General features: G+C 44.8%; 14 protein-coding genes. 7 read left to right on the forward strand and 7 right to left on the reverse strand.

What is annotated here, in order from left to right; all coding sequences use genetic code 11:
• The first annotated feature begins 28 nt into the window (after positions 1-28).
• From mukF to mukB, 3 genes are read left to right on the forward strand one after another with little or no spacing between them, the layout of a single operon-like run.
• Positions 29-1,366: a chromosome partition protein MukF gene (mukF, locus tag AB6E08_RS03695; protein ID WP_009846358.1), complete on the forward strand. Its 1,338-nt coding sequence runs from the start codon at positions 29-31 to the stop codon at positions 1,364-1,366.
• Positions 1,347-2,153 (forward strand): chromosome partition protein MukE, encoded by an 807-nt coding sequence (gene mukE, locus AB6E08_RS03700; protein ID WP_135383949.1) that lies wholly within the window; start codon positions 1,347-1,349, stop codon positions 2,151-2,153. Before mukF ends, mukE begins: the two co-directional genes overlap by 20 nt.
• A complete protein-coding gene (mukB, locus tag AB6E08_RS03705; protein WP_372065294.1) occupies positions 2,150-6,604 on the forward strand; it encodes a chromosome partition protein MukB in 4,455 nt (1,484 codons plus the stop codon). Before mukE ends, mukB begins: the two co-directional genes overlap by 4 nt.
• 317 nt (positions 6,605-6,921) lie before the next feature.
• On the opposite strand, the gene AB6E08_RS03710 is transcribed toward mukB, so the two are convergent.
• The 7 genes from AB6E08_RS03710 to AB6E08_RS03740 form a co-directional block, all read right to left on the reverse strand.
• Positions 6,922-8,814 carry a methyl-accepting chemotaxis protein gene (locus AB6E08_RS03710; protein WP_372065291.1) on the reverse strand — a complete coding sequence of 631 codons (1,893 nt, stop codon included), beginning with the start codon at positions 8,812-8,814 and terminating at the stop codon, positions 6,922-6,924.
• Between the two features lie 364 nt (positions 8,815-9,178).
• Positions 9,179-10,138 (reverse strand): alpha-L-glutamate ligase-like protein, encoded by a 960-nt coding sequence (locus tag AB6E08_RS03715; protein ID WP_012603623.1) that lies wholly within the window; start codon positions 10,136-10,138, stop codon positions 9,179-9,181.
• A gap of 3 nt (positions 10,139-10,141) precedes the next feature.
• A complete protein-coding gene (locus tag AB6E08_RS03720; protein WP_009846363.1) occupies positions 10,142-11,647 on the reverse strand; it encodes an inactive transglutaminase family protein in 1,506 nt (501 codons plus the stop codon).
• Positions 11,648-11,664: 17 nt separating this feature from the next.
• The gene (locus tag AB6E08_RS03725; RefSeq protein WP_009846364.1) at positions 11,665-12,405 is read right to left on the reverse strand and encodes an ATP-dependent zinc protease; all 741 of its coding nucleotides are present in this window, start codon (positions 12,403-12,405) and stop codon (positions 11,665-11,667) included.
• A gap of 265 nt (positions 12,406-12,670) precedes the next feature.
• Entirely contained in the window at positions 12,671-13,642 is a 972-nt protein-coding gene (gene cmoB / locus AB6E08_RS03730) for a tRNA 5-methoxyuridine(34)/uridine 5-oxyacetic acid(34) synthase CmoB (protein WP_009846365.1), read from the reverse strand.
• Positions 13,643-13,824: 182 nt separating this feature from the next.
• Positions 13,825-14,553, reverse strand: a complete 729-nt coding sequence (cmoA, locus tag AB6E08_RS03735) for a carboxy-S-adenosyl-L-methionine synthase CmoA (protein ID WP_009846366.1) — start codon at positions 14,551-14,553, stop codon at positions 13,825-13,827.
• Between the two features lie 139 nt (positions 14,554-14,692).
• Complete coding sequence (locus tag AB6E08_RS03740) at positions 14,693-15,598, reverse strand: DUF72 domain-containing protein (RefSeq protein ID WP_372065286.1); 906 nt, start codon at positions 15,596-15,598, stop codon at positions 14,693-14,695.
• 314 nt (positions 15,599-15,912) lie between these two features.
• Here AB6E08_RS03740 and aspS point away from each other — a divergent pair, with 314 nt between their 5' ends.
• The 4 genes from aspS (at position 15,913) to ruvA (ending at position 20,760) form a co-directional block, all read left to right on the forward strand.
• Complete coding sequence (gene aspS, locus AB6E08_RS03745; protein WP_122046860.1) at positions 15,913-17,691, forward strand: aspartate--tRNA ligase; 1,779 nt, start codon at positions 15,913-15,915, stop codon at positions 17,689-17,691.
• A 169-nt stretch (positions 17,692-17,860) separates the two neighbouring features.
• Positions 17,861-18,382 carry a crossover junction endodeoxyribonuclease RuvC gene (ruvC, locus tag AB6E08_RS03750; protein ID WP_009846369.1) on the forward strand — a complete coding sequence of 174 codons (522 nt, stop codon included), beginning with the start codon at positions 17,861-17,863 and terminating at the stop codon, positions 18,380-18,382.
• Between the two features lie 213 nt (positions 18,383-18,595).
• On the forward strand, positions 18,596-20,056 hold the full coding sequence (locus AB6E08_RS03755; RefSeq protein ID WP_372065283.1) for a methyl-accepting chemotaxis protein: 1,461 nt from the start codon (positions 18,596-18,598) through the stop codon (positions 20,054-20,056).
• Between the two features lie 92 nt (positions 20,057-20,148).
• Positions 20,149-20,760: a Holliday junction branch migration protein RuvA gene (ruvA, locus tag AB6E08_RS03760; RefSeq protein WP_017062079.1), complete on the forward strand. Its 612-nt coding sequence runs from the start codon at positions 20,149-20,151 to the stop codon at positions 20,758-20,760.
• Positions 20,761-20,776 lie beyond the last annotated feature (16 nt).

A 20,776-nucleotide genomic window follows, 5' to 3' on the forward strand; every position in this document is an offset into this window, starting at 1 on the left:
ATGACGAACAACAGTAACAGGAACCACAATGAGTGAAATGACTCAAACTGCCGAAGAGCAGCCAATTGATGAGTTGGTGGGCTGGGTCAAGCAGCATGATTTTTCATTAAACTTGCCACCAGAGCGCTTAGCATTTTTGATAGCTATCGCCGTACTAAGCAATGAAAGGTTCGATGAAGAGTTGGGCGAGGGTGAACTGCACGACGCATTCACTATTGTCACTCGACTGTTTGAAGATACTGGCGAAGCGTCTGCGTTTCGTGCCAACAACGCTATCAATGAGTTGGTTAAACAGAAGTTGATCAGCCGCTTTACCAGCGAAATCACAGATGGTGCAAGCATTTATCGCTTATCGCCATTGGCGATTGGTATCTCAGATTATTACTTACGTCACCGCCAGTTTTCTAAATTAAAACTGTCTATCCAGCTTTCTATGGTTGCCGATGAAATGGCAAAAGCCATTGAAGCCGCCCAGAAAGGTGGAACTCCGGGACATTGGAGAAGGAATGTGTACGGCGTGCTCAAGTATTCTGTTGGCGAAATTTTTGATCAGATCGATCTCAACCAGCGGGTTATGGATGAACAGCAACAAACCGTCAAGCAGCAAATTGCGGATCTTTTAAATAAAGATTGGCGAGAAGCAATCAACAACTGTGAGTCTTTGCTATCGGAAACCTCAGCCACGCTAAAAGAGTTGCAAGACACCTTGCAAGCGGCGGGTGATGAACTGCAAACCCAGATTCTTGATATTCAAGAAATTGTTTATGGTGACGATGAGCTCGAGTTTGTAGGTGAAACCCTATTTGGTTTGCAAATGAAGCTAGACCGAATCACCAGTTGGGGCCAACAAGCGATTGATTTGTGGATCGGCTACGATCGCCACGTGCATAAATTTATCCGTACCGCGATCGATATGGATAAAAACCGAGCCTTTAGCCAACGCTTGCGTCAGTCAGTCACTGACTACTTTGATGCGCCTTGGTTATTGACCTACGCAGACGCAGAAAAACTCACGGATCTTCGCGATGAAGCACTTGTGCTCCGTGATGACGAAGTGATGGGGCAAGCCCCAATCGACGTAGAATACGAAGAATTTGAGCAAGTGAACGATCTACTTTCAGAACGAATCGCAGATATGTTGAAAGCTCACAAACAGCAAGGTGCGCCAATTGATCTTGGCCTTGTGCTGCGTGATTACCTCGCAGCGCACCCTCGCACACACCATTTTGATTTAGCCAGAATTGTTGTCGACCAAGCCGTTCGCTTAGGTTACTCAGAGTCTGACTATCAGGCTATTCAGCCAGATTGGCAGGCAATCAACGATTTCGGTGCAAAGGTACAAGCAAATGTCATTAACAAGTACTGATGATTACATGCCAGAGAAACTGGTAAAAGCGATAGCGAACCCATTGTTTCCTGCGCTAGATAGCATGTTGCGTTCAGGCAAGCATGTTTCAACAGAAGACCTCGATAACCATGCGTTGCTTTCTGATTTTGAAGTTGAGCTTCAGCATTTTTATCAACGCTACAATACGGAACTGGTAAAAGCGCCTGAAGGTTTCTTCTATCTGCGCCCGCGTTCTACGTCTTTAATTGGTCGTAGTGTGTTGTCTGAGCTCGACATGCTGGTTGGCAAAGTATTGTGTTTCTTATACCTAAGCCCAGAGCGTTTGGCTCATGAAGGCATCTTCACCAATCAAGAGTTGTTTGATGAACTGATGTCGTTAGCGGATGAGAAAAAACTCATGAAGCTAGCAACCAACCGTGCGTCTGGTTCTGACTTAGACAAAGAAAAGCTGTTTGAAAAAGTACGTACTTCTTTACGCCGTTTACGTCGTATCGGCATGCTGATCGTGATTGGTGAAACAGGTAAATTCCGTATCAGCGAAGCGGTGTTCCGTTTTGGTGCGGATGTTCGTGTTGGCGATGATATGAAAGAAGCGCAATTACGACTTATTCGTGATGGTGAAGCTGTTGTTCATACTCAAGAACCTAACCAAGGTAGCTTGTTGAATGAAGAGCAAACGGAAGCCGTATCAGAAGTTGAACTAAACGTGGACGAAAACGGTCAACAAGACATTTTTAACGATCAAGCTGACTTTGACCTTGAGTCAAACGATGGCGAACAAACAAAAGTAGAAGGTGAAGCATGATTGAAAGAGGTAAGTATCAATCATTAACCATGATCAACTGGAACGGCTTCTTTGCGCGTACTTTTGATATTGATGGATTGGTTACAACGCTTTCTGGCGGTAACGGTGCGGGTAAGTCGACCACGATGGCGGCATTCATCACTGCACTGATCCCTGACCAAAGCCTTCTGCATTTCCGTAACACGACGGAAGCTGGTAGCTCACAGTCGTCACGCGATAAAGGTCTTTACGGTAAGCTTCAGCCTGGCGCATGTTATGCCGCGCTAGATGTCGTGAACTCACGTAATCAACGCCTATTGTTTGCAGTAAAACTGCAGCAAGTTGCGGGTCGTGATAAGAAGGTCGACATCAAACCGTTTGTAATCCAAGGCCTTCCAAGCCATGTGAAGCCAACGGATGTATTGATCCAGAACGTTTCAGACAGCCACGCTCGTGTGTGTCAACTGAACGACGTGAAAGCAGCGGTAGCGCAATATGAAGGGGCGCACTTTAAAGCCTTTTCTTCGATTGTTGATTACCACTCACAGATGTTTGAATACGGTGTGGTACCGAAGAAACTGCGTAACAGCAGCGACCGTTCTAAGTTCTACCGTCTGATTGAAGCATCGCTTTACGGTGGTATTTCTAGTGCGATTACGCGTTCTCTGCGTGATTACCTTCTACCGCAAAATGGTGGCGTGAAGAAAGCATTCCAAGACATGGAATCAGCACTACGCGAAAACCGCATGACGCTAGAAGCGATCAAAACGACTCAGTCGGATCGTGACTTGTTCAAGCACTTGATCACTGAATCTACGAACTACGTGGCAGCAGATTACATGCGCCATGCCAACGATCGTCGCAACAAGCTTGATCAAACTATGAAGTTCCGTGGTGAACTGTTTGGTTCTCGCGAAACCTTGCTTGATCAAAACAACTTGTTGAACCGCGTTCAAGAAGAGCTTGAGCTGTTGGTGGATCAAGAATCGGCACTAGAACAAGATTATCAAGCGGCTTCGGATCATCTTCAATTGGTTCAAACTGCACTTCGTCAGCAAGAGAAAATTGCTCGCTACAGTGAAGATCTAGAAGAGCTTAATGAGCGTCTAGAAGAACAGATGATGGTAGTTGAAGAAGCTCAAGAACGAGTACTTCTTGCTGAAGAACAGGCAACCATTACTGAAGAAGAAGTGGATAGCCTGAAAACTCAGCTTGCTGACTACCAACAAGCGTTGGATGTTCAGCAGACTCGTGCGCTTCAATACCAACAAGCGGTTCAAGCATTAGAGAAAACTAAGCAGCTACTTGATGATGAGTCTATTACGGCAGAAAGCGCATTAACTCTGGTTTCTGAGCTAAAAGCACAAGAAGAATCAAGCACTCAAACGTTACTGTCGACTAAGCATAAACTAGACATGTCTTCTGCTGCGTCTGCGCAGTTCGACAAAGCGCTCGCTCTTGTTAAAAGCATCGTTGGTGACGCTGAGCGTAAAGAAGCGTCTAACAGTGCTAAGCAAGCGTTAGAAAAAGGCCGTAACGCAAAACACGTTGTTGAAAACGAACAACAGTGGCGTGCTCAGCACCGTGACATGGCTCGTGATGTGGCGCAGCAGCGTCAAGCAAAGGAGCTTGCGACTGAATACCAAAAGCAACACAACATCTCACTGACTGACGAAGCGGTTTTCGATGAAGAACGTGAACGCCATACAATGCAGATCGAGTCTCTTGAGTACGCTCAAGAAGAGCTGCGTGAAGCGAAGAGTGAGCAACGTCGTGTGCAACAAAACCAAGACCAAGAGATTCAAAAACTTGAGTCCATTGCTCCAGTGTGGATCACGGCGAACGATGCACTTGAAGCCCTAAGAGATCAAACAGAAGCTGAGCTAGAAGATAGCCAAGCAGTAATGACTCAAATGCAGCAAGTGCTTGAAGACGAGAAATCTCAAGCGGTAGCAAAAGATCAGTTGGCTACGCGCCGAGCTGAACTTGAGCAAGAGATTGAACGCTTAGCTTCTCCAGGTGGCTCTAACGATCCTCGCCTGAAAGGTCTAGCGGATACGCTTGGTGGCGTGCTGCTTTCTGAGATCTACGATGACATCACGATTGGCGATGCGCCGTACTTCAGTGCGATGTACGGCCCGGCTCGTCACGCAATTGTGGTTTCGGACCTTGATGGCATTAAAGAGAAGCTGGTGGATCTTGATGATTGTCCAGAAGACCTTTACATCCTAGAAGGTGATGTAGATGCGTTTGATGACAGCTCATTCAATGCCGATGAGCTTGAAGGTGCGGTGTGTGTTCAACTGAACGATCGTCAAATGCGTTACTCTCGCTTCCCTGAGATTCCATTGTTTGGTCGTGCAGCTCGTGAACAACGCCTTGAGAAACTGCGTGAAGAGCGTGATGTAGTCGTTGAAAACCACGCCAAAGCAGCGTTTGACTCTCAAAAACTGAATCGTCTATACCAAGCATTCAACAGTTTTGTTGCGAAGCACCTTCACGTTGCGTTCAACGCAGATCCCGAACAGGCGCTCGCGTCTATTCGCGATAAGCGTAACCAAATTGTTCGTTCTCTGGCAGAACTAGATTCTAAAGAGCAACAACAACGCAGTCAGCTTCTACAAAGCAAGCAGGCACTTGGTGCACTGGACAAACTGGCACCAATGGTTCGTATTCTTGAAGACGAAACATTAGCTGAGCGTCTCGCTGAATTAGAAGCACAACTAGAGCGTTTAAGCGAAGCTAAGTCTTACTTGAACACTCATGGCAAAGCACTTACTTCATTAGAGCAAATCGTTTCTGCACTCGATGCTGACCCAGAGCAATTCGAAGCTTTGGAAGCCGAGTATCGTCAGGCGGACAGCGCGTTACAAACTCTAAAAGGTAAAGTGTTTGCTCTTTCTGACTTAATCGAACGTCGTCACTACTTTGCTTATGCAGATTCTGTTGACCTGCTTAACAAGAGCAGCGAACTGAGCGAACAACTGAAAGCGAAGTTGGTTCAAGCAGAACAAGCACGAGCTAAAGGCCGCGATGGCTTGAAGCAAGCTCGCGAACAGATGAACCAGTACAACCAAGTATTGGCAGCACTGAAGAGCTCGCACCAAGCGAAGCAAGAGACGGTTCAAGAGTTCAAGCAAGAGCTACAAGAGTTCGGTGTTAACGCTGATGAAGGTGCTGAAGAGCGCGCGGTTCGTCGTCGTGACGAGCTTCAAGAGCGTTTGCATACTTCTCGTAGCCGTAAGAGTGAATACGAACGCACGATTACCTCAACTGAACTTGAGATGAAAGCGCTGGCTAAGCGTCTTAAGAAAGTTCAGAAAGAGTACACCGAGCTTCGTACCTTCGTTGTTGCAGCAAAAGCCGGCTGGTGTTCAGTACTTCGCTTAGCTCGTGAAAATGATGTTGAACGTCGTCTCCATAAGCGTGAACTGGCTTATTTAACGGCGGGCGAACTTCGCTCTATGTCGGATAAATCACTGGGTGCGCTACGTCTGGCTGTAGCCGACAATGACGACCTGCGTGATTCGCTGCGTCTCTCTGAAGACAACGCACATCCAGAGCGTAAGGTTCTGTTTTACATTGCGGTTTACCAACACCTTCGAGAGCGCATTCGCCAAGACATCATTCATACCGATGATCCGGTTGAAGCAATCGAAGAGATGGAAGTAGAGCTAGCTCGACTAACAGAAGAACTGACGCAGCGTGAAAACCGTTTAGCGATCAGCTCTGAGTCGGTAGCAAGTATCATAAAGAAAACGATTCAGCGCGAGCAGAACCGTATTCGTATGCTCAACCAAGGTCTGTCGAATATCTACTTTGGTCAGGTTAAGGGCGTGCGTCTGAACGTTAAGATCCGTGAAAGCCACGAGATCTTGCTATCAGGGCTAGCGACTCAACAAGATCAACACAAAGATTTGTTTGAATCAACGCGCTTTACCTTCTCTGAAGCGATGGCGAAGTTGTTCCAACGTGTCAATCCACATATCGATATGGGTCAACGTTCTCCGCAAGTTCTTGGTGAAGAGTTACTGGATTACCGTAACTACCTAGAGCTGAGTGTTGAAGTTAACCGTGGTTCAGACGGTTGGTTACAAGCGGAATCGGGTGCATTGTCTACGGGTGAGGCGATCGGTACGGGTCAGTCAATCCTATTGATGGTTATTCAGAGCTGGGAAGAGGAATCTCGTCGACTTCGTAGTAAAGACATCGTTCCATGTCGTTTGTTGTTCCTTGATGAAGCCGCTCGTCTGGATTCTAAGTCGATCTCTACGCTGTTTGAACTGTGTGACCGTTTAGGTATGCAACTTCTGATTGCTGCGCCAGAGAACATTAGCCCAGAGAAAGGTACAACCTACAAACTGGTACGTAAGGTCTTCAAAGACCACGAACACGTACACGTTGTTGGTCTGCGTGGTTTTGCTCAAAACAAACCGGTATCTCCTGTTCAAGAGCTTATCGAAACCCCTTAGAAGCGTAATCTATCTACCGTAAATTAATAGCCTCGAAGTATACACTTCGGGGCTTTTTTTGTTTGGCAGCTTCACGGGTCTCGTATTCTTTTGGTGAGGGTGAGGGTGAGGGTGAGGGTGAGGGTGAGGGTGGTATTCCTGAGCTATTTATAATGACTGACTGTGATTGGCATGACTCAGCCTGAACTTATTACCATATAAAAAACCGCCTTCTCAGAAGAGAAGGCGGTTTTAATTACGTTATCTTTTTTTAAGCCGAAGATTTTGATACTTAGGCTTTAACGTATAGGTTGTCGGTACGTTTAGCTTATCTAAGATTAGATCTTAAACATCTTTATCGTTTGATGCAGTTCGTCCGAAACATTATTAACATTTTGCGCTGTTTGAACATTTTGCTGGACGTCATCGACAGTCGCTCGCGCCAAATCATTTACATTCACTACATTTTCGTTGATTTCAACGGCTACTTGCGATTGTTCTTCCGCTGCCGCTGCAATCTGGTTGTTCATGTCTTGAATTGTCCCAATCTCATGCTGAATAGTATTCAGCATTTGACTCGCTTGATCTGACTTTTCACGAGTTACTTTAGCTGTTTCCGCATTTTCAACCATAAGCTCAACAGATTGTTTTGCTTGAGTTTGAAGTGATGAAATCATGGTTTGTATTTCGTTCGTGCTTTCTTGTGTCTTGTTAGCGAGGTTACGCACCTCGTCAGCCACGACGGCGAAGCCGCGACCTTGCTCACCCGCTCGAGCTGCTTCAATTGCTGCGTTTAATGCCAGCAAGTTTGTTTGCTCAGCAATACCTCGGATAACATCAAGTATGCTACCTACATTTTGAGTTTCTTTTTCAACACCAAGAATCGAATCTTGAACCTGCTCAATATTCGTTACAAGTAAGCTGATTTGCTGGTTCATGTCACCCACAGTCTCAAGACCTGACTGAGATGAAAGGCTTGCCTCATTGGATGATGATGATGCCTGCATCGCATTTTGAGCCACTTCCGCAACAGTCGCGGTCATCTGATTCATCGCGGTTGCAACTTGCTCTAGCTGCATCATTTGCTCTTCTGATGAGGTACTTAACTGATTTGACGAGGTCTCAAGAGATGAAGATTGTGATGAGAGAGAGTTTGAAGACTGCTCAATATTGCCAATAATGCCTTGGAGGTTACCTGCCATTTCAAGAGTTGAACGGTAGATCCCCGTTTCATCGCCATTTAATTTAGGGATGTTGGTCAGGTCTCCTGCCGAGATTCGACTAACAAGAGCCTCTATGTATTGTGGCTCCCCGCCAATAGGACGATACATTAATCGGGTGACTAATAAGAATGTTATTCCGGTTGCCATAACCGCGAAAATTAGACCAACTACAGTATTTATTTTCACCATCGCATTTGAAGGCGCTTCAATGTCGTCCCAACTTGCCCAAGCCCAAATATTCCAACCTAATGACTCAATTTGAGACGAAACGACATAAAAGTCGCCTTTATCTGGAACATTGTAAGAGTGCTCACTGGCCATCTTACTACCGTGTTCACGGTATGATGGTCGAAGATCGTAGATATTTTTACCAATAAAATCTTCATAGCTAGCGGCAACAAGGAAACCATCTTGGCGAGAGACAAATAAATTTGGAACATCAGATAACTCGTTTATGTAGTCTGTGATGTCACTCATTTTAAGACTAAGACCAATAACAGCTTTCGTTTCACCTCTGGCTTTGAAAGGGATAACAACTGACATAGTTAAATGCCCTGTTGTTGCTAGGTAAGGGTTGGTTACTGAGCGCTTTGCGCCAGAAAAGCCGAGATTGAACCACTCACGCTGTTTTTGTTTAGCATTAAAGTTGGGAATGATACCTTGATTTTTAACGTCGTAAGTTTTGCCATCAGGAAGACCGATGTAAATATTAAGAACACCAAGAGATTCTTTACTGTTCGTCATCATTTTCAACAGCATCGGGTTGATCATGATGTTACCGGATCTATCAGTATGGATACTGGTTGAAATGCTTTCCAAAGCGCCGAAATACGCTTCCATTTTCCCTTCGACAGCTTTGGCTACAAGAAACGATTTCGTAGACAAGTTATGACGGTAGTCATTCGTGGTGGCAGACTTAAATTCGAAATATCCTATCGTAGATATAACTAAAATCGTTAAACAGATTAGGCCGCTAATTGTTAGCATAATCTTATTTTTGACGGTCATCAGAGCATTTCCTTAACAGTTGTTGCTTATTTTATTGACTAAATTATCCGTATGCTAACATAGGGTTACAATTTATTTGTTGGTCGTTTTGTAAGGGAAAGTCGTTACAAATAGGCTGTATGAATACTTATGCGTGGGATTTACAGTGAATAGGGTATCTAAACAAATTTGACGGGTTTTAATTGATTTTGATGGTGCGTATTTTTCTACTTCCTAGGCGAAACTAGCACAAATAAGTACCTTTTAATCTATTTTTGGTGTGAATGTGTTGCTGAAGTAAGCGTATAGAAAGGGTTGGGATGTAAGGGGAGATAACCCCAAACACCCCAAATTTTGGCCTAAAACTTGAGTGACAAAATTTTGACTAGTTGTGGCCGAACTGTTTTGCAGCGTAAGCAACACGCTCCGCAGGTTTTGGATATTCTGCAGGCGTGCCAAGGTTTTCAATATGATGCAGTCTAGGAAGTAGCCCCGCGCCGTTCGCGATTTGGATAGCTAAACCAGGTCGAGCATTAAGTTCTAGTACCATAGGGCCTTCTTCTTGGTCTAATACCATGTCAGTACCCATATAGCCTAAGCCCGTCATTTCCCAAGCACTTGATGCTAGAGTTAACAGCTTTTCCCAGTGAGGAACTTGTAATAACGCGAGTTCTTTACCCGTATCTGGATGGTGTGTAACAGGCTGGTCGAACTGAACCGCTCGAACCGCTTTACCTGTCGCAATGTCTATACCCACACCAACAGCACCTTGGTGCAAGTTAGCTTTACCATCTGAATCTGAAGTGGACAGACGCATCATCGCCATCACAGGGTAGCCTTTGAATACGATGATTCGTACGTCTGGCACACCTTCGTAGCTGAAGCCTTCAAAACACTCATCAAACTTGATGAGGTTTTCAACTACGGCCACATCGTTCTTGCCACCCAGTGAGAAAAGGCCCGCGAGCGCGTTACTGATATGGCGCTCTACATCTTCTTCATTGATAGTAGAACCCGATGGTTTGGTGTAAACGCCATCTTTATGAGAGATCACAACAAGGATGCCTTTACCACCACTGCCTTGAGCGGGCTTGATTACAAAACCCGGCCACTCTTTAACCATCTTGTGGATTGTTTTTACTTCAGCTTGGTGACTAATAACGCCAATAAGCTTTGGCACTGTGGCGCCAGCCTGTTCAGCAATGATTTTAGTCTTAAGCTTGTCATCAACGAGTGGGTACTTGGAACGATCATTGTAGCGGCCAATATAACTATGGTTACGCTTGTTCATTCCCATTATGCCTTTGTCTTTCAACTTAAACGGTGAAGTAAATTGATCAAACATAACTTAGTCCTCCGCTAGCGGTTTAAAGCGACGAAGCTCGGTTAGACGGTAGCCTGTGTAGTTACCTAGTAACAAGATGGTCGCTAGAATAACAAGCTGTAAACCAATAAAGTTAAACGTTAAGTGCTGAATGAACGGGTTAGTCATACCTAAGTAAACAAGCACCGCGGTAAATAGAGAGCCGCCACCTTGAAGTACAACTTCTTTCGCGCCTTCTTCTTCCCAAAGGATAGACATACGTTCGATAGTCCAAGACAAGATAATCATTGGGAAGAACGTAATTGATAGGCCTTCTGTAAGTCCGATTTTAAACGCGACTACAGTAAATATCGAAATAATCATAATTACTGTAATAATTACAGCGGATATCCTGGCCACGAGCAATAGGTTGAGTTTGGATAAGTAACTTCGTATTACAAGACCGGTACCGACAATCAGTAGGAAGCCAACAATACCGGTAACCAACTGTGTTTGAACGAATGCCACGGCAATCAGAACGGGCATGAACGTACCAGAAGTCTTAAGACCTATGATGACACGTAGGAACACAACAATCAGAGCACCGATAGGAATCAGCATGATGGTTTTAAACATCGCTTGCTCTTCTAGCGGTAGACTATGAATGGAAAGGTTTAACAGTTGATCCGCTGATACTTTACTGTTGGTTGCTTCAGTTGGAGTAACTTCCTGAGCAATCATAGAGAAGTGAACTTTACTGTTCTGACCGCCAACCACGTCTAATAGAGATACATTTGATTCATCCCAAATTAACAGGTTTGGTTGAACTTGTTGCTCGCTAGATTCAGGAGAGAATAGAACCCACTGGTTATTATCCCAAATTTGGTTCATGTGTTGGATTGATTGGCGACGACGTCCGTCTTCCAGTTCAATAACACCGACGACTTTGTTGTGGATTTTAGCGGCAGAAAGTAGCTTGTGTGTCGCTTCCACTTTGGTCATGTTATTCAGAATCAGCGCTGAGTTTTGGCTGTCTGGATCGTTAAGCGTTTTGATTAACTCACGAGTAAAGGTGATGTTGTCTGCTGAGCGCTTGGTTGCTCTGTCAATCAAAGCAAGGGCCGCGGCTTCTTCAGGACCATCAAAGCTTGGTTGAGCCACATCACCTTCTGGAGGTGTTGAGGTAACGTTCGCTTGGCTATCGACTAAGAACTGTGTCTTGTAGTAGATAGTCTGCGGACCATCGGCGTGACGAATTGACCACTCAGCACGGCGACCTGAATCTGTATTCAAGTATGAAATGCCGTAGCCTGGTGATGAAGCTGACTCGCCGATAAGTGTAAAGTTAGACTGTGTGTGAGGTGCGGCTAGTGAAACTTTTGCTTCTTTGCCCACTGCATTGAATTCGATACGAGCTTCAATGTCCCAAACCTGATTAGTTTCGCCTGGAGTCCAGGGTACACCGTAGGTTGTATGTCTGAACATACTCAGAGTTATACCTGCCACGATGAGCAGGAATATAGAAATATAAAATGGAATTCTTGACGTCATAGCTTACCCTACTATTGTTATTTAACTTCCGTTTGTACGTACTTTTTACTTACATCTACTAGCGCTATGTCTTTGATAAATTCGCGCCCTAGTAATACAGGGTGACTCATTTGAGAGCGATCCGCCAATGTAAATTGCGCTTTTTCATGGATTTTTCCGACTTTTACCCATAATTCGATCACAGCTCGACGTTCTGTCTGATCATTGGTTGACTGACGGATTTTCACATAACGTACAACGGGCGCTTCGATCCATTTTTGGTCTTCTTTTGCTTGTGCTTTATCTGCCAAATGAAACTTAACCCAATCTTTACCGTTGCGTTCGAATTCTTTGATATCGACAGCATTTAAAGAAGAGGTGGTTGCGCCAGTATCAACACGAGCATCGAAGCTTTGTTTGATAGAGTCGATCGATACTTTTTCAATACCGCCTAGAATAGTCGGCTGTGATGTAGGAGCGGTAGGTGCAGCTGCAACGGCAACAGGCTCGGCTTCTTTTAGCTCTTCAATGACCCTGTGTTCCATACTGGTCAGGTGAACATCTAATTGACTAGAAAGAGTGGTAATTTCGTCTTCCAAGCTTTCAATATAATCACTTTGATTACTTAGCTGCAGTTCAAGATTTTGAACCTTGTTTGCGATGTTTGTCTCTGAGCGGGAAATAGCGTCGAGAGTTTCTTGATGGTAGGTAGCGCCGCTCGTGAGGGTGCAACCAGAGAGCAAACCAACCGCCACGATAGGCGATAATCGCTTAAACATATAAAAACCTTTGGAAATTAGAGAATAGTTCAGACTATTTAGAAGTTTATCCCACAAAAAAGGATGCGTGAAGCATCCTATTGTAAGAGTCTGGTCATATTGAATCGCAATGTGAGCGCTACGAAAATTATTGTCACTTAAGGGCGCTCACTTATTAAACATGAGCGCAACTTTTGTACAATTAGTTCTCTTTTTTATCAAAATTCCCACATATAAATAACGATGGCTGTATGACGACAGAGCTTATGGTTTTGTGTAACAGAGCTTAAGGTTTTGTCGCTACTAGAATCGCACGCCTTGGTGCAGGGTGACCTTCTACGGTTTTACTTGGATCATTAGGATCTAAGTAATCCGGTAAAGAGTTGTGTGTCATCCACTCTGTTGTGCGTTGTTCGCCAATCGTTGTGACATTTTCATCAACGATACGCACGTCTTCAAAGCCTACCTGTTCAAGCCAGCGTTTCAGTGCGCGTGCAGATGGGAAGAAGTAAACGTTTCTCATTTGCGCGTAGCGATCCACAGGCACAAGAACAGCGTTTTCGTCACCTTCAATCACTAACGTTTCAAGTACCAGTTCGCCACCAGATACCAATTGGTCTTTTAGTTGAATCAAATGATCAAGTGGTGAACGGCGGTGGTAAAGCACGCCCATGCTGAATACAGTGTCGTAAGCTTCAAGTTTTGGCAGTTGCTCAATACCTAGAGGTAATAGGTGAGCACGTTGGTCGTCGCCCATCAATTTACGAATGGCTTCAAACTGAACCAAGAATAAGTGAGAAGGGTCGATACCCACCGTCAAGCGAGCGCCTTCACCTAGCATGCGCCACATGTGGTAGCCGTTGCCACAACCTACATCGAGAACCGAACGGTTTTTCAATGGAGAGATATGTGGAAGCACACGATCCCATTTCCAGTCACTGCGCCATTCTGTATCGATATGAATGTCGTGAACTGTGTAAGGGCCTTTTCTCCAAGGGTGGAAAGTCTTCAGTAAGCTTTCTAACTTTTTAAGTTCACCCGTGTGGAACGGTGTAGAGCTGCCAATCGTCACTGAGTTTTTCAGATCAACTTGGTCAGGCACACCTTGCGGGATTTTATTCAGTGCACGCAACCAACGGTCGAAGTCGCCGTGTTCTGCATTTTGCCAATCCGTCAGCTGTTGAGGAAGAACATTAAGCCACGGCTGAAGGCGAGTGTCTTGGGCAATGAGTTGATAAAAATTGGCAAAATTAAACATAGTTTTTCACTGAGTTAATAGGGTCAATAAACCCTAAAATAGAAATTAAATTTGTCATTCCCTACAGTGAGGGACGAACATGATAGGGAGTCTCGGTTTATCGTACTTGATAGAGACCCCCAACACGCTCATTCCTCGCTCTTGAGGATGACATTTTAGTACGAGCTGACTGGGTATGTGCGCTATTTAATCGCGAACATTGAACCGAAGTTGAAGCATTGGAACCACACTTCGCTACTTGAGAAGCCAATCTTTTCAAAACGTTGCTTGTGAACTGTAATCGAGTCAGGACGCATCACGTTTTCAATTGCGCTGCGTTTCTGGCTGACTTCAAGCTCGCTGTATCCGTTTGCACGCTTGAAGTCATGGTGCAGGTCGATAAGCAGTTCATTTGAACTTTCGTCTTCGAATACGTACTTTTCAGAAAGGATTAAGATTCCGCCCGGGCGTAAGCCTGCATGAATTTTTTCAAGCAGAGCGTATCGGTCGTCAGGAGACAGAAATTGCAGTGTAAAGTTAAGCACCACAACAGAGGCGTCTTTGATTTCCACTTCACGGATGTCGGCTTCAATCACTTCTACCGGTGTGTCACTGCGGTAGGCGTTTACATGCAGCTTACAGCGTTCAACCATGGCTTCTGAATTATCGATAGCGAAAATCGTGCAGCCTTCTTGCTGAATGTGACGACGCATAGAAAGTGTCGCAGCACCAAGCGAGCAGCCAAGATCGTAAATATTTGAATGTGGCTTTACAAAGCGTTCAGCCAGCATGCCGATTGCAGAGATGATATTGCTATAGCCAGGCACCGAGCGTTGAATCATATCCGGAAATACTTCAGCAACCCTTGCATCAAAGGTGAAGTCTCCAATTTTATCAATAGGAGCGGAAAAGATATTGTCTGTGTTGCTCATGGCATTTTCTCTCGACAGTCAGCGTAATTGGCACAAAATTCATACCAAATAAAAGGGGACGTATTTTACGTAAAAAAAGCGCGGCTGTCACGAAAACTGAGATTGATGAAAGTGAACGCTTGTTAGTAGTTGTTTACTATCAAAACATCGAGATTTGGTGGTCGCCTTTTTGAGCAGGAAACTCCGCCAAATTAGGCAAGGTTATCTTTGTGTGTTCAGCAACTTGCGTCTGTAATTGCTTATAGATAGCAATCGCCAACTCAGGGGCGTGATTATTGTCTGGGGTGTGGATCATTAAATAAGGTTGTTTTCCTTCGTTTAACCAAGTCGGTAATTTCGCGAACCAAGGTTTAAAGAAAGCCAGATTGGGTTCCTGATCTGGATGACCAATAAAGCGAACCATCGGATTGTTTGCCGTCGCAATGGCATGAACCGGAACACGAGGTTTCTTTTGATGCGCGTCGATCACCGCTTCTGTGGTTGGTGGTGCGGAGAAAACAGGACGGCTATCCATAATGATGCGATTGATCCCTTCTTCTATTAACCAATGATTGAAACGTTTTTCGGCATTGCCTTTATCAAAGAAACCAAGGTGACGAACTTCAACGCCGAGCTGCATGTCTTTTGGAAACAAGGTACAAAATTTTTGCAGGGCGGGAAGCATGCTGGGTTCGAAGCTATGGGGCAATTGAATCGTCCACTGACCAATGCGCCTATGTAGGGGCGACATGGTGAGCAGAAATTCTTTGAGTTCGGCTTGGCAATGTTTTAAGTGCTGCTGGTGGGTGATGAACTTAGGCAGCTTAAAAGTAAACTTGAAATCATCGTGACTCGCGGCTTTCCAGTTATTGACCGTTGAGACACTGGGTGTCGCATAGAAAGTCGTGTTGCCTTCTACCGTATGAAAAACTTGTGTGTACTTCTCTAAGCGTTCAGCAGGTTTTGTTCCCTTACCATAGAACTGACTTTGCCACTCGGAATGAGACCACATGGTTAATCCAAGTCTTAGAGGTAAAGTTTCTGTTGTTATTACACGATCATCCATCTATTACACCGTTATTTATCACGCCATCAGTCATTACAAAAAGTTTTTGGTTTGAAACGAAAATCTACTTTACGAGAGTTTTGCTGATTAAGGTACTTTCGAGATATAATTAGCGCAATTTTTTCGGTTTTGATGAATCTTTGCGCACTTGATGGGCTAAAAAGCAGCAAAGCCAGATAAAACACAATAAATTCGAATGTGGAAGGTCGATTTTAAGCGAGTTTCCGCGTATAAATGTTCCTTTGCTCTGTTGTGTGGAATGACCACTGACAGCTTGGAAATTAGTAAATAATTAAGAGATTGGGAAATTCATTATGCGTACCCATTACTGTGGTAACCTGAACAAGTCCCTGGCGGGACAAACTGTAGAATTGTGCGGCTGGGTAAACCGTCGCCGTGATTTAGGCGGTCTTATCTTTATCGATATGCGAGATCGTGAAGGCGTCGTTCAGGTTGTTGTCGATCCAGATATGAAAGATATCTTCCCGATCGCTAACCAACTGCGTAATGAATTCTGTATCAAGTTTACTGGTGAAGTACGCGTTCGTCCGGACAGCCAAGTAAATAAAGATATGGCGACGGGTGAAGTTGAGCTTTACGCAACTGGCCTTGAGATCATCAACCGTTCAGAAGCGCTTCCACTAGACTTCAACCAAACGAACTCTGAAGAGCAGCGTCTTAAGTATCGTTACATCGATCTTCGTCGTCCAGAAATGAGCGACCGTATCAAGCTTCGTGCGCGTGCTTCTAGCTTCGTTCGTCGTTTCCTAGACGAGAACCTATTCCTAGACATCGAAACGCCAGTACTAACGAAAGCGACACCAGAAGGTGCTCGTGATTACCTGGTACCAAGCCGTGTTCACAAAGGTAGCTTCTACGCACTTCCTCAATCTCCTCAGCTGTTCAAGCAACTGCTGATGATGTCTGGTTTTGACCGTTACTACCAAATCGTTAAATGTTTCCGTGATGAAGATTTACGTGCTGACCGTCAGCCTGAATTTACTCAAATCGATATCGAAACATCTTTCATGACTTCTCAAGAAGTGCGTAACGTGACTGAGAAGCTTGTTCACGATATGTGGAAAGAACTTCTAGATGTTGAACTAGGTCAATTCCCAGTAATGCCTTTCTCTGAAGCGATTCGTCGTTTCGGTTCTGATAAGCCAGATCTACGTAACCCACTAGAGCTAGTGGACGTTGCTGACTTGGTTAAAGACGTTGAGTTCAAAGTATTCTCTGGCCCAGCTAACGACGAAAAAGGTCGCGTAGCGGTTATCCGTGTTCCAGGTGGTGCTAAGCTAACTCGTAAGCAAATTGACGGTTACGCTGAACACGTAAACATCTACGGCGCGAAAGGCCTAGCTTGGATGAAGGTTAACGACCGTGCTGCAGGCATGGAAGGTATTCAATCTCCAGTTGCTAAATTCCTAAGCGAAGACGTAATCAACGGTATTCTAGATCGCACTCAAGCTGAATCTGGCGATATCATTCTGTTTGGCGCAGACAAAGCGGGCATCGTTGCTGAAGCAATGGGCGCACTTCGTCTTAAACTAGGTACTGATCTAGAGCTAACAGACACATCTGCATGGGCTCCACTGTGGGTTGTTGACTTCCCAATGTTCGAAGAAGACGGCGAAGGTAACCTACACGCAATGCACCACCCATTCACATCGCCACTAGGTGTGAACGCGGAAGAGCTAAAAGCGAACCCAGCAGCAGCAAACTCTGATGCATACGACATGGTAATCAACGGCTACGAAGTAGGCGGTGGTTCGGTACGTATTCATAGCGCAGAAATGCAAACGGCTGTATTCGGTATCCTAGGTATTGAAGCTAAAGAGCAACAAGAGAAGTTCGGCTTCCTACTTGAAGCACTTAAGTACGGTACGCCACCACACGCAGGTCTAGCATTCGGTCTTGACCGTCTAGCAATGCTACTTTGTGGTACAGAGAATATCCGTGATGTTATCGCATTCCCGAAAACAACAGCAGCAGCATGTCTACTAACAGATGCGCCAAGCCTAGCAAACCCAGCATCACTGGAAGAGCTAGCAATCGCTGTTAAATTGGCAGAGAAGAAAGAGCAAGCGTAAGCCTGTTATCTTTCTCGTTGATGAAGAGATCCTAGTTGATAGAGAGCTCTTAATTAATTAGCCAAGATTTGTGAGTAAATTAGAAAATGCCCGTTAATTTGACGGGCATTTTTTTTTGCGTTCGATATACTAAGCTGAAAAGCATGTATAAATAATCAGTATTGAAGTTATGTCTATTATCTTAGGGATTGACCCTGGCTCTCGCATTACCGGCTATGGCGTGATTCGTCAAAATGGTCGCCATCTATATTACTTAGGTAGTGGTTGTATTCGTACTTCCGAAAAAGAACTGCCAGGTCGACTAAAACAGATTTATGCCGGTGTGAGCGAAATCATCACTCAGTTCCAACCGGATGTGTTTGCGATCGAGCAGGTTTTTATGTCGAAGAACGCTGACTCTGCACTTAAGCTTGGACAAGCTCGAGGTAGCGCGATTGTGGCAGCGGTGAATGCAGATTTACCTGTTCATGAATATGCGGCTCGTTTGATCAAACAAGCGGTGACTGGTAATGGTGGCGCTGATAAGTCTATGGTTCAGAATATGGTGATGAGCATGCTCAAACTACCCGCTAAGCCACAAGCCGACGCAGCCGATGCTCTAGGCGTAGCGATCACTCACGCTAACACCAATAAAACCTTGGTCGCACTTGCAGGAAAAGCAACGGGAGCAAGAAAAGGGCGTTACCGTTAAATCTCATTCTATTGTTAGTTCCTAATTCTGCCTTTTAAACTTATTCTATTGATGAGCCTCACGCCATGTTTGGCTCATATCAAAACAATACGCCTCTAAATCCTTGATAAAATGAGATCTTTCGAACATAACCCAGATAATAACATTGTGTATTATTTAACATGTTATTAACATTGGTCAGAGGTCTTACAAGTTAATCAAGGATGATCACTGATGAACCCAATCAAGCTGTGGCGCGCGCTGTTTCTACCTAAAAACAATGGCTGGAGTAACAACGAAGTCAGACAAGCCGATATCTTATTACTCTTCACTTTTATCGCATTCTTCGTGGGCGTCTATAGCTTAATCAAGTGGACTAAGCACGCAGAGCAACTTCTGATCGCCACATCTGTATTTCTTATCGCATTCGAACTGATCTCTGCACTGCTACTTCGTGTGACGAGTAAGCCGAGCTTTGCACTTAACTTTGGTTTTGTCGGCATGGCGGTACACGCGTTGAACATCATTTATCAAAGTGGTGGGGTTGTGGCTTCCACTCAAGCTTATTGGGTGCCGTTGTTAGTGGTCGCTTTTTTCTTATCAGGAACACGAATTGTGGCTTTGGTGTGGAGTGGACTGGTTATCGGTGTTTCATTAGTGATGACCTCAGCACATCTCAATGGATTTGCATTTCCCCAGCTTGAGTTAACTCCTGATGCGGTAGTGGTAGAAACTTGGTCTGGTGTGATTATGCCGTTGGTGGTGATCTGCATTGCCCAAGCATTTACTGCGAAACAGAAAGAGGTGGCGATCGAAATGGCAGAGGATGCGATTTCAGAAAGCCAACAGATTGCCAATCAAGCGACTCAAAGTGAAGGTCGACTCTCTATCGTGCTCGACCAAGCCAATTCGAATTCAGAGAGTCTACAAGGTGTTTCGGTTCATTTAGAACAGCAGTCACAAGACTTGCATGCTCAAGTCGAAGTGTTGAATGTCAATTGTGAATCTCAAGCGAGCGCTGCAGAACAGATGAGCCAACAACTCCATCAAATGACTCAAGGCATCGAAGAATCCAATTCATTTGTAGGTGAACTGAAAGAGCGTAGCGAAGCGGTTGGCACAAAAGCGCAAAAGAGTTCAGAGTCACTAGAAGCCTCAACCAGTGCAATCAGCCAGATCATTCAAAGTAATCAAGAAATCATGAAAGTCGCTGATTTGATCACTTCGGTTGCTGAGCAAACCAACCTGTTAGCACTCAACGCGGCAATCGAAGCTGCGCGTGCAGGTGAAGAGGGACGAGGCTTTGCTGTCGTCGCTGATCAAGTGCGAGAATTATCGGCGAAAAGCAGTCATTCCGCGATAGAGATTCGAACTTTGTTAGACCGCAGTAAAGAAGAAGTTGAACACGGAAGAGCGATTATCGAAACCACGGCAAGCGAGATGAACGGTATTATCTCTGAGGTGCAAACCATATCAACAGATGTTAATCAGCTTACCAATATTATGGCGATGCAGATGAATTCGTTAAAAGAGCTCGATCTCGCCAGTTCAGAAGTTGCCCAAAGTGTGGCGGAAACTAAATCGGTGTCAGGCTTAGTCGCTAATTATGGTTCTGAGCTAACAGGTCATGTGACTTCGGTTAAAGAACTGGTCGCGAGCTTGAACAGCGTGGTCTCGCAAGCCAAGCAAGTCTAAATAATTCACTTCAAAAAACACAAAGAACTGGATAAGTATCCAGTTCTTTTATATTCTGTCCTCCAAATTAAATTCCATCAAGAGAGTGAATTGTGATCGGACGTCTCCGCGGTACATTAATAGAAAAACAGCCACCAGAATTATTGATTGAAGTCAGTGGTGTTGGTTATGAAGTTCAAATGCCAATGAGTTGTTTTTATGAGTTACCAAACGTAGGCGAAGAAGCAATTATCTACACTCATTTTGTGGTACGTGAAGATGCTCAGCTACTTTATGGTTTTAACACGGTTAAAGAGCGTGCCTTGTTCCGTGAAGTGATTAAAGCGAATGGTGTCGGTCCTAAACTTGGTCTTGGGATTCTTTCAGGCATGACCGCTAGCCAATTCGTTCAAAGTGTTGAACGAGAAGATATCTCAACGCTGGTTAAACTGCCAGGTGTTGGTAAGAAAACCGCAGAACGTCTGGTCGTTGAAATGAAAGACCGCCTGAAAGGGTGGGGCGCAGGTGACCTGTTTACTCCAGCAACGGATGCAGCTCCTATTGACTCTATGCCAACGGTGCACGACGCGGAAGAAGAAGCGGTAAGTGCGCTACTTGCATTAGGCTACAAGCCGACTCAAGCTTCTAAGGTGGTTTCTCAAGTAGCTAAAGATGGCATGACCAGCGAACAGTTGATTCGCGAAGCTCTGAAATCGATGGTTTAATACCCGATATACTTGT

This window comes from Vibrio sp. 10N.247.310.24 (assembly GCF_041467175.1).
GTDB classification, from domain to species: domain Bacteria; phylum Pseudomonadota; class Gammaproteobacteria; order Enterobacterales; family Vibrionaceae; genus Vibrio; species Vibrio tasmaniensis_A.

Bases quoted from the DNA above. Each gene is read 5' to 3' on its own strand.
- cmoA (WP_009846366.1), bottom strand. From the start codon at position 14,553: ATGAGCAACACAGACAATATCTTTTCCGCTCCTATTGATAAAATTGGA.
- AB6E08_RS03710 (WP_372065291.1), bottom strand. From the start codon at position 8,814: ATGACCGTCAAAAATAAGATTATGCTAACAATTAGCGGCCTAATCTGT.
- cmoB (WP_009846365.1), bottom strand. From the start codon at position 13,642: ATGTTTAATTTTGCCAATTTTTATCAACTCATTGCCCAAGACACTCGC.
- AB6E08_RS03755 (WP_372065283.1), top strand. From the start codon at position 18,596: ATGAACCCAATCAAGCTGTGGCGCGCGCTGTTTCTACCTAAAAACAAT.
- AB6E08_RS03720 (WP_009846363.1), bottom strand. From the start codon at position 11,647: ATGACGTCAAGAATTCCATTTTATATTTCTATATTCCTGCTCATCGTG.
- ruvC (WP_009846369.1), top strand. From the start codon at position 17,861: ATGTCTATTATCTTAGGGATTGACCCTGGCTCTCGCATTACCGGCTAT.
- mukF (WP_009846358.1), top strand. From the start codon at position 29: ATGAGTGAAATGACTCAAACTGCCGAAGAGCAGCCAATTGATGAGTTG.
- aspS (WP_122046860.1), top strand. From the start codon at position 15,913: ATGCGTACCCATTACTGTGGTAACCTGAACAAGTCCCTGGCGGGACAA.
- AB6E08_RS03740 (WP_372065286.1), bottom strand. From the start codon at position 15,598: ATGGATGATCGTGTAATAACAACAGAAACTTTACCTCTAAGACTTGGA.
- mukE (WP_135383949.1), top strand. From the start codon at position 1,347: ATGTCATTAACAAGTACTGATGATTACATGCCAGAGAAACTGGTAAAA.
- AB6E08_RS03715 (WP_012603623.1), bottom strand. From the start codon at position 10,138: ATGTTTGATCAATTTACTTCACCGTTTAAGTTGAAAGACAAAGGCATA.
- AB6E08_RS03725 (WP_009846364.1), bottom strand. From the start codon at position 12,405: ATGTTTAAGCGATTATCGCCTATCGTGGCGGTTGGTTTGCTCTCTGGT.
- mukB (WP_372065294.1), top strand. From the start codon at position 2,150: ATGATTGAAAGAGGTAAGTATCAATCATTAACCATGATCAACTGGAAC.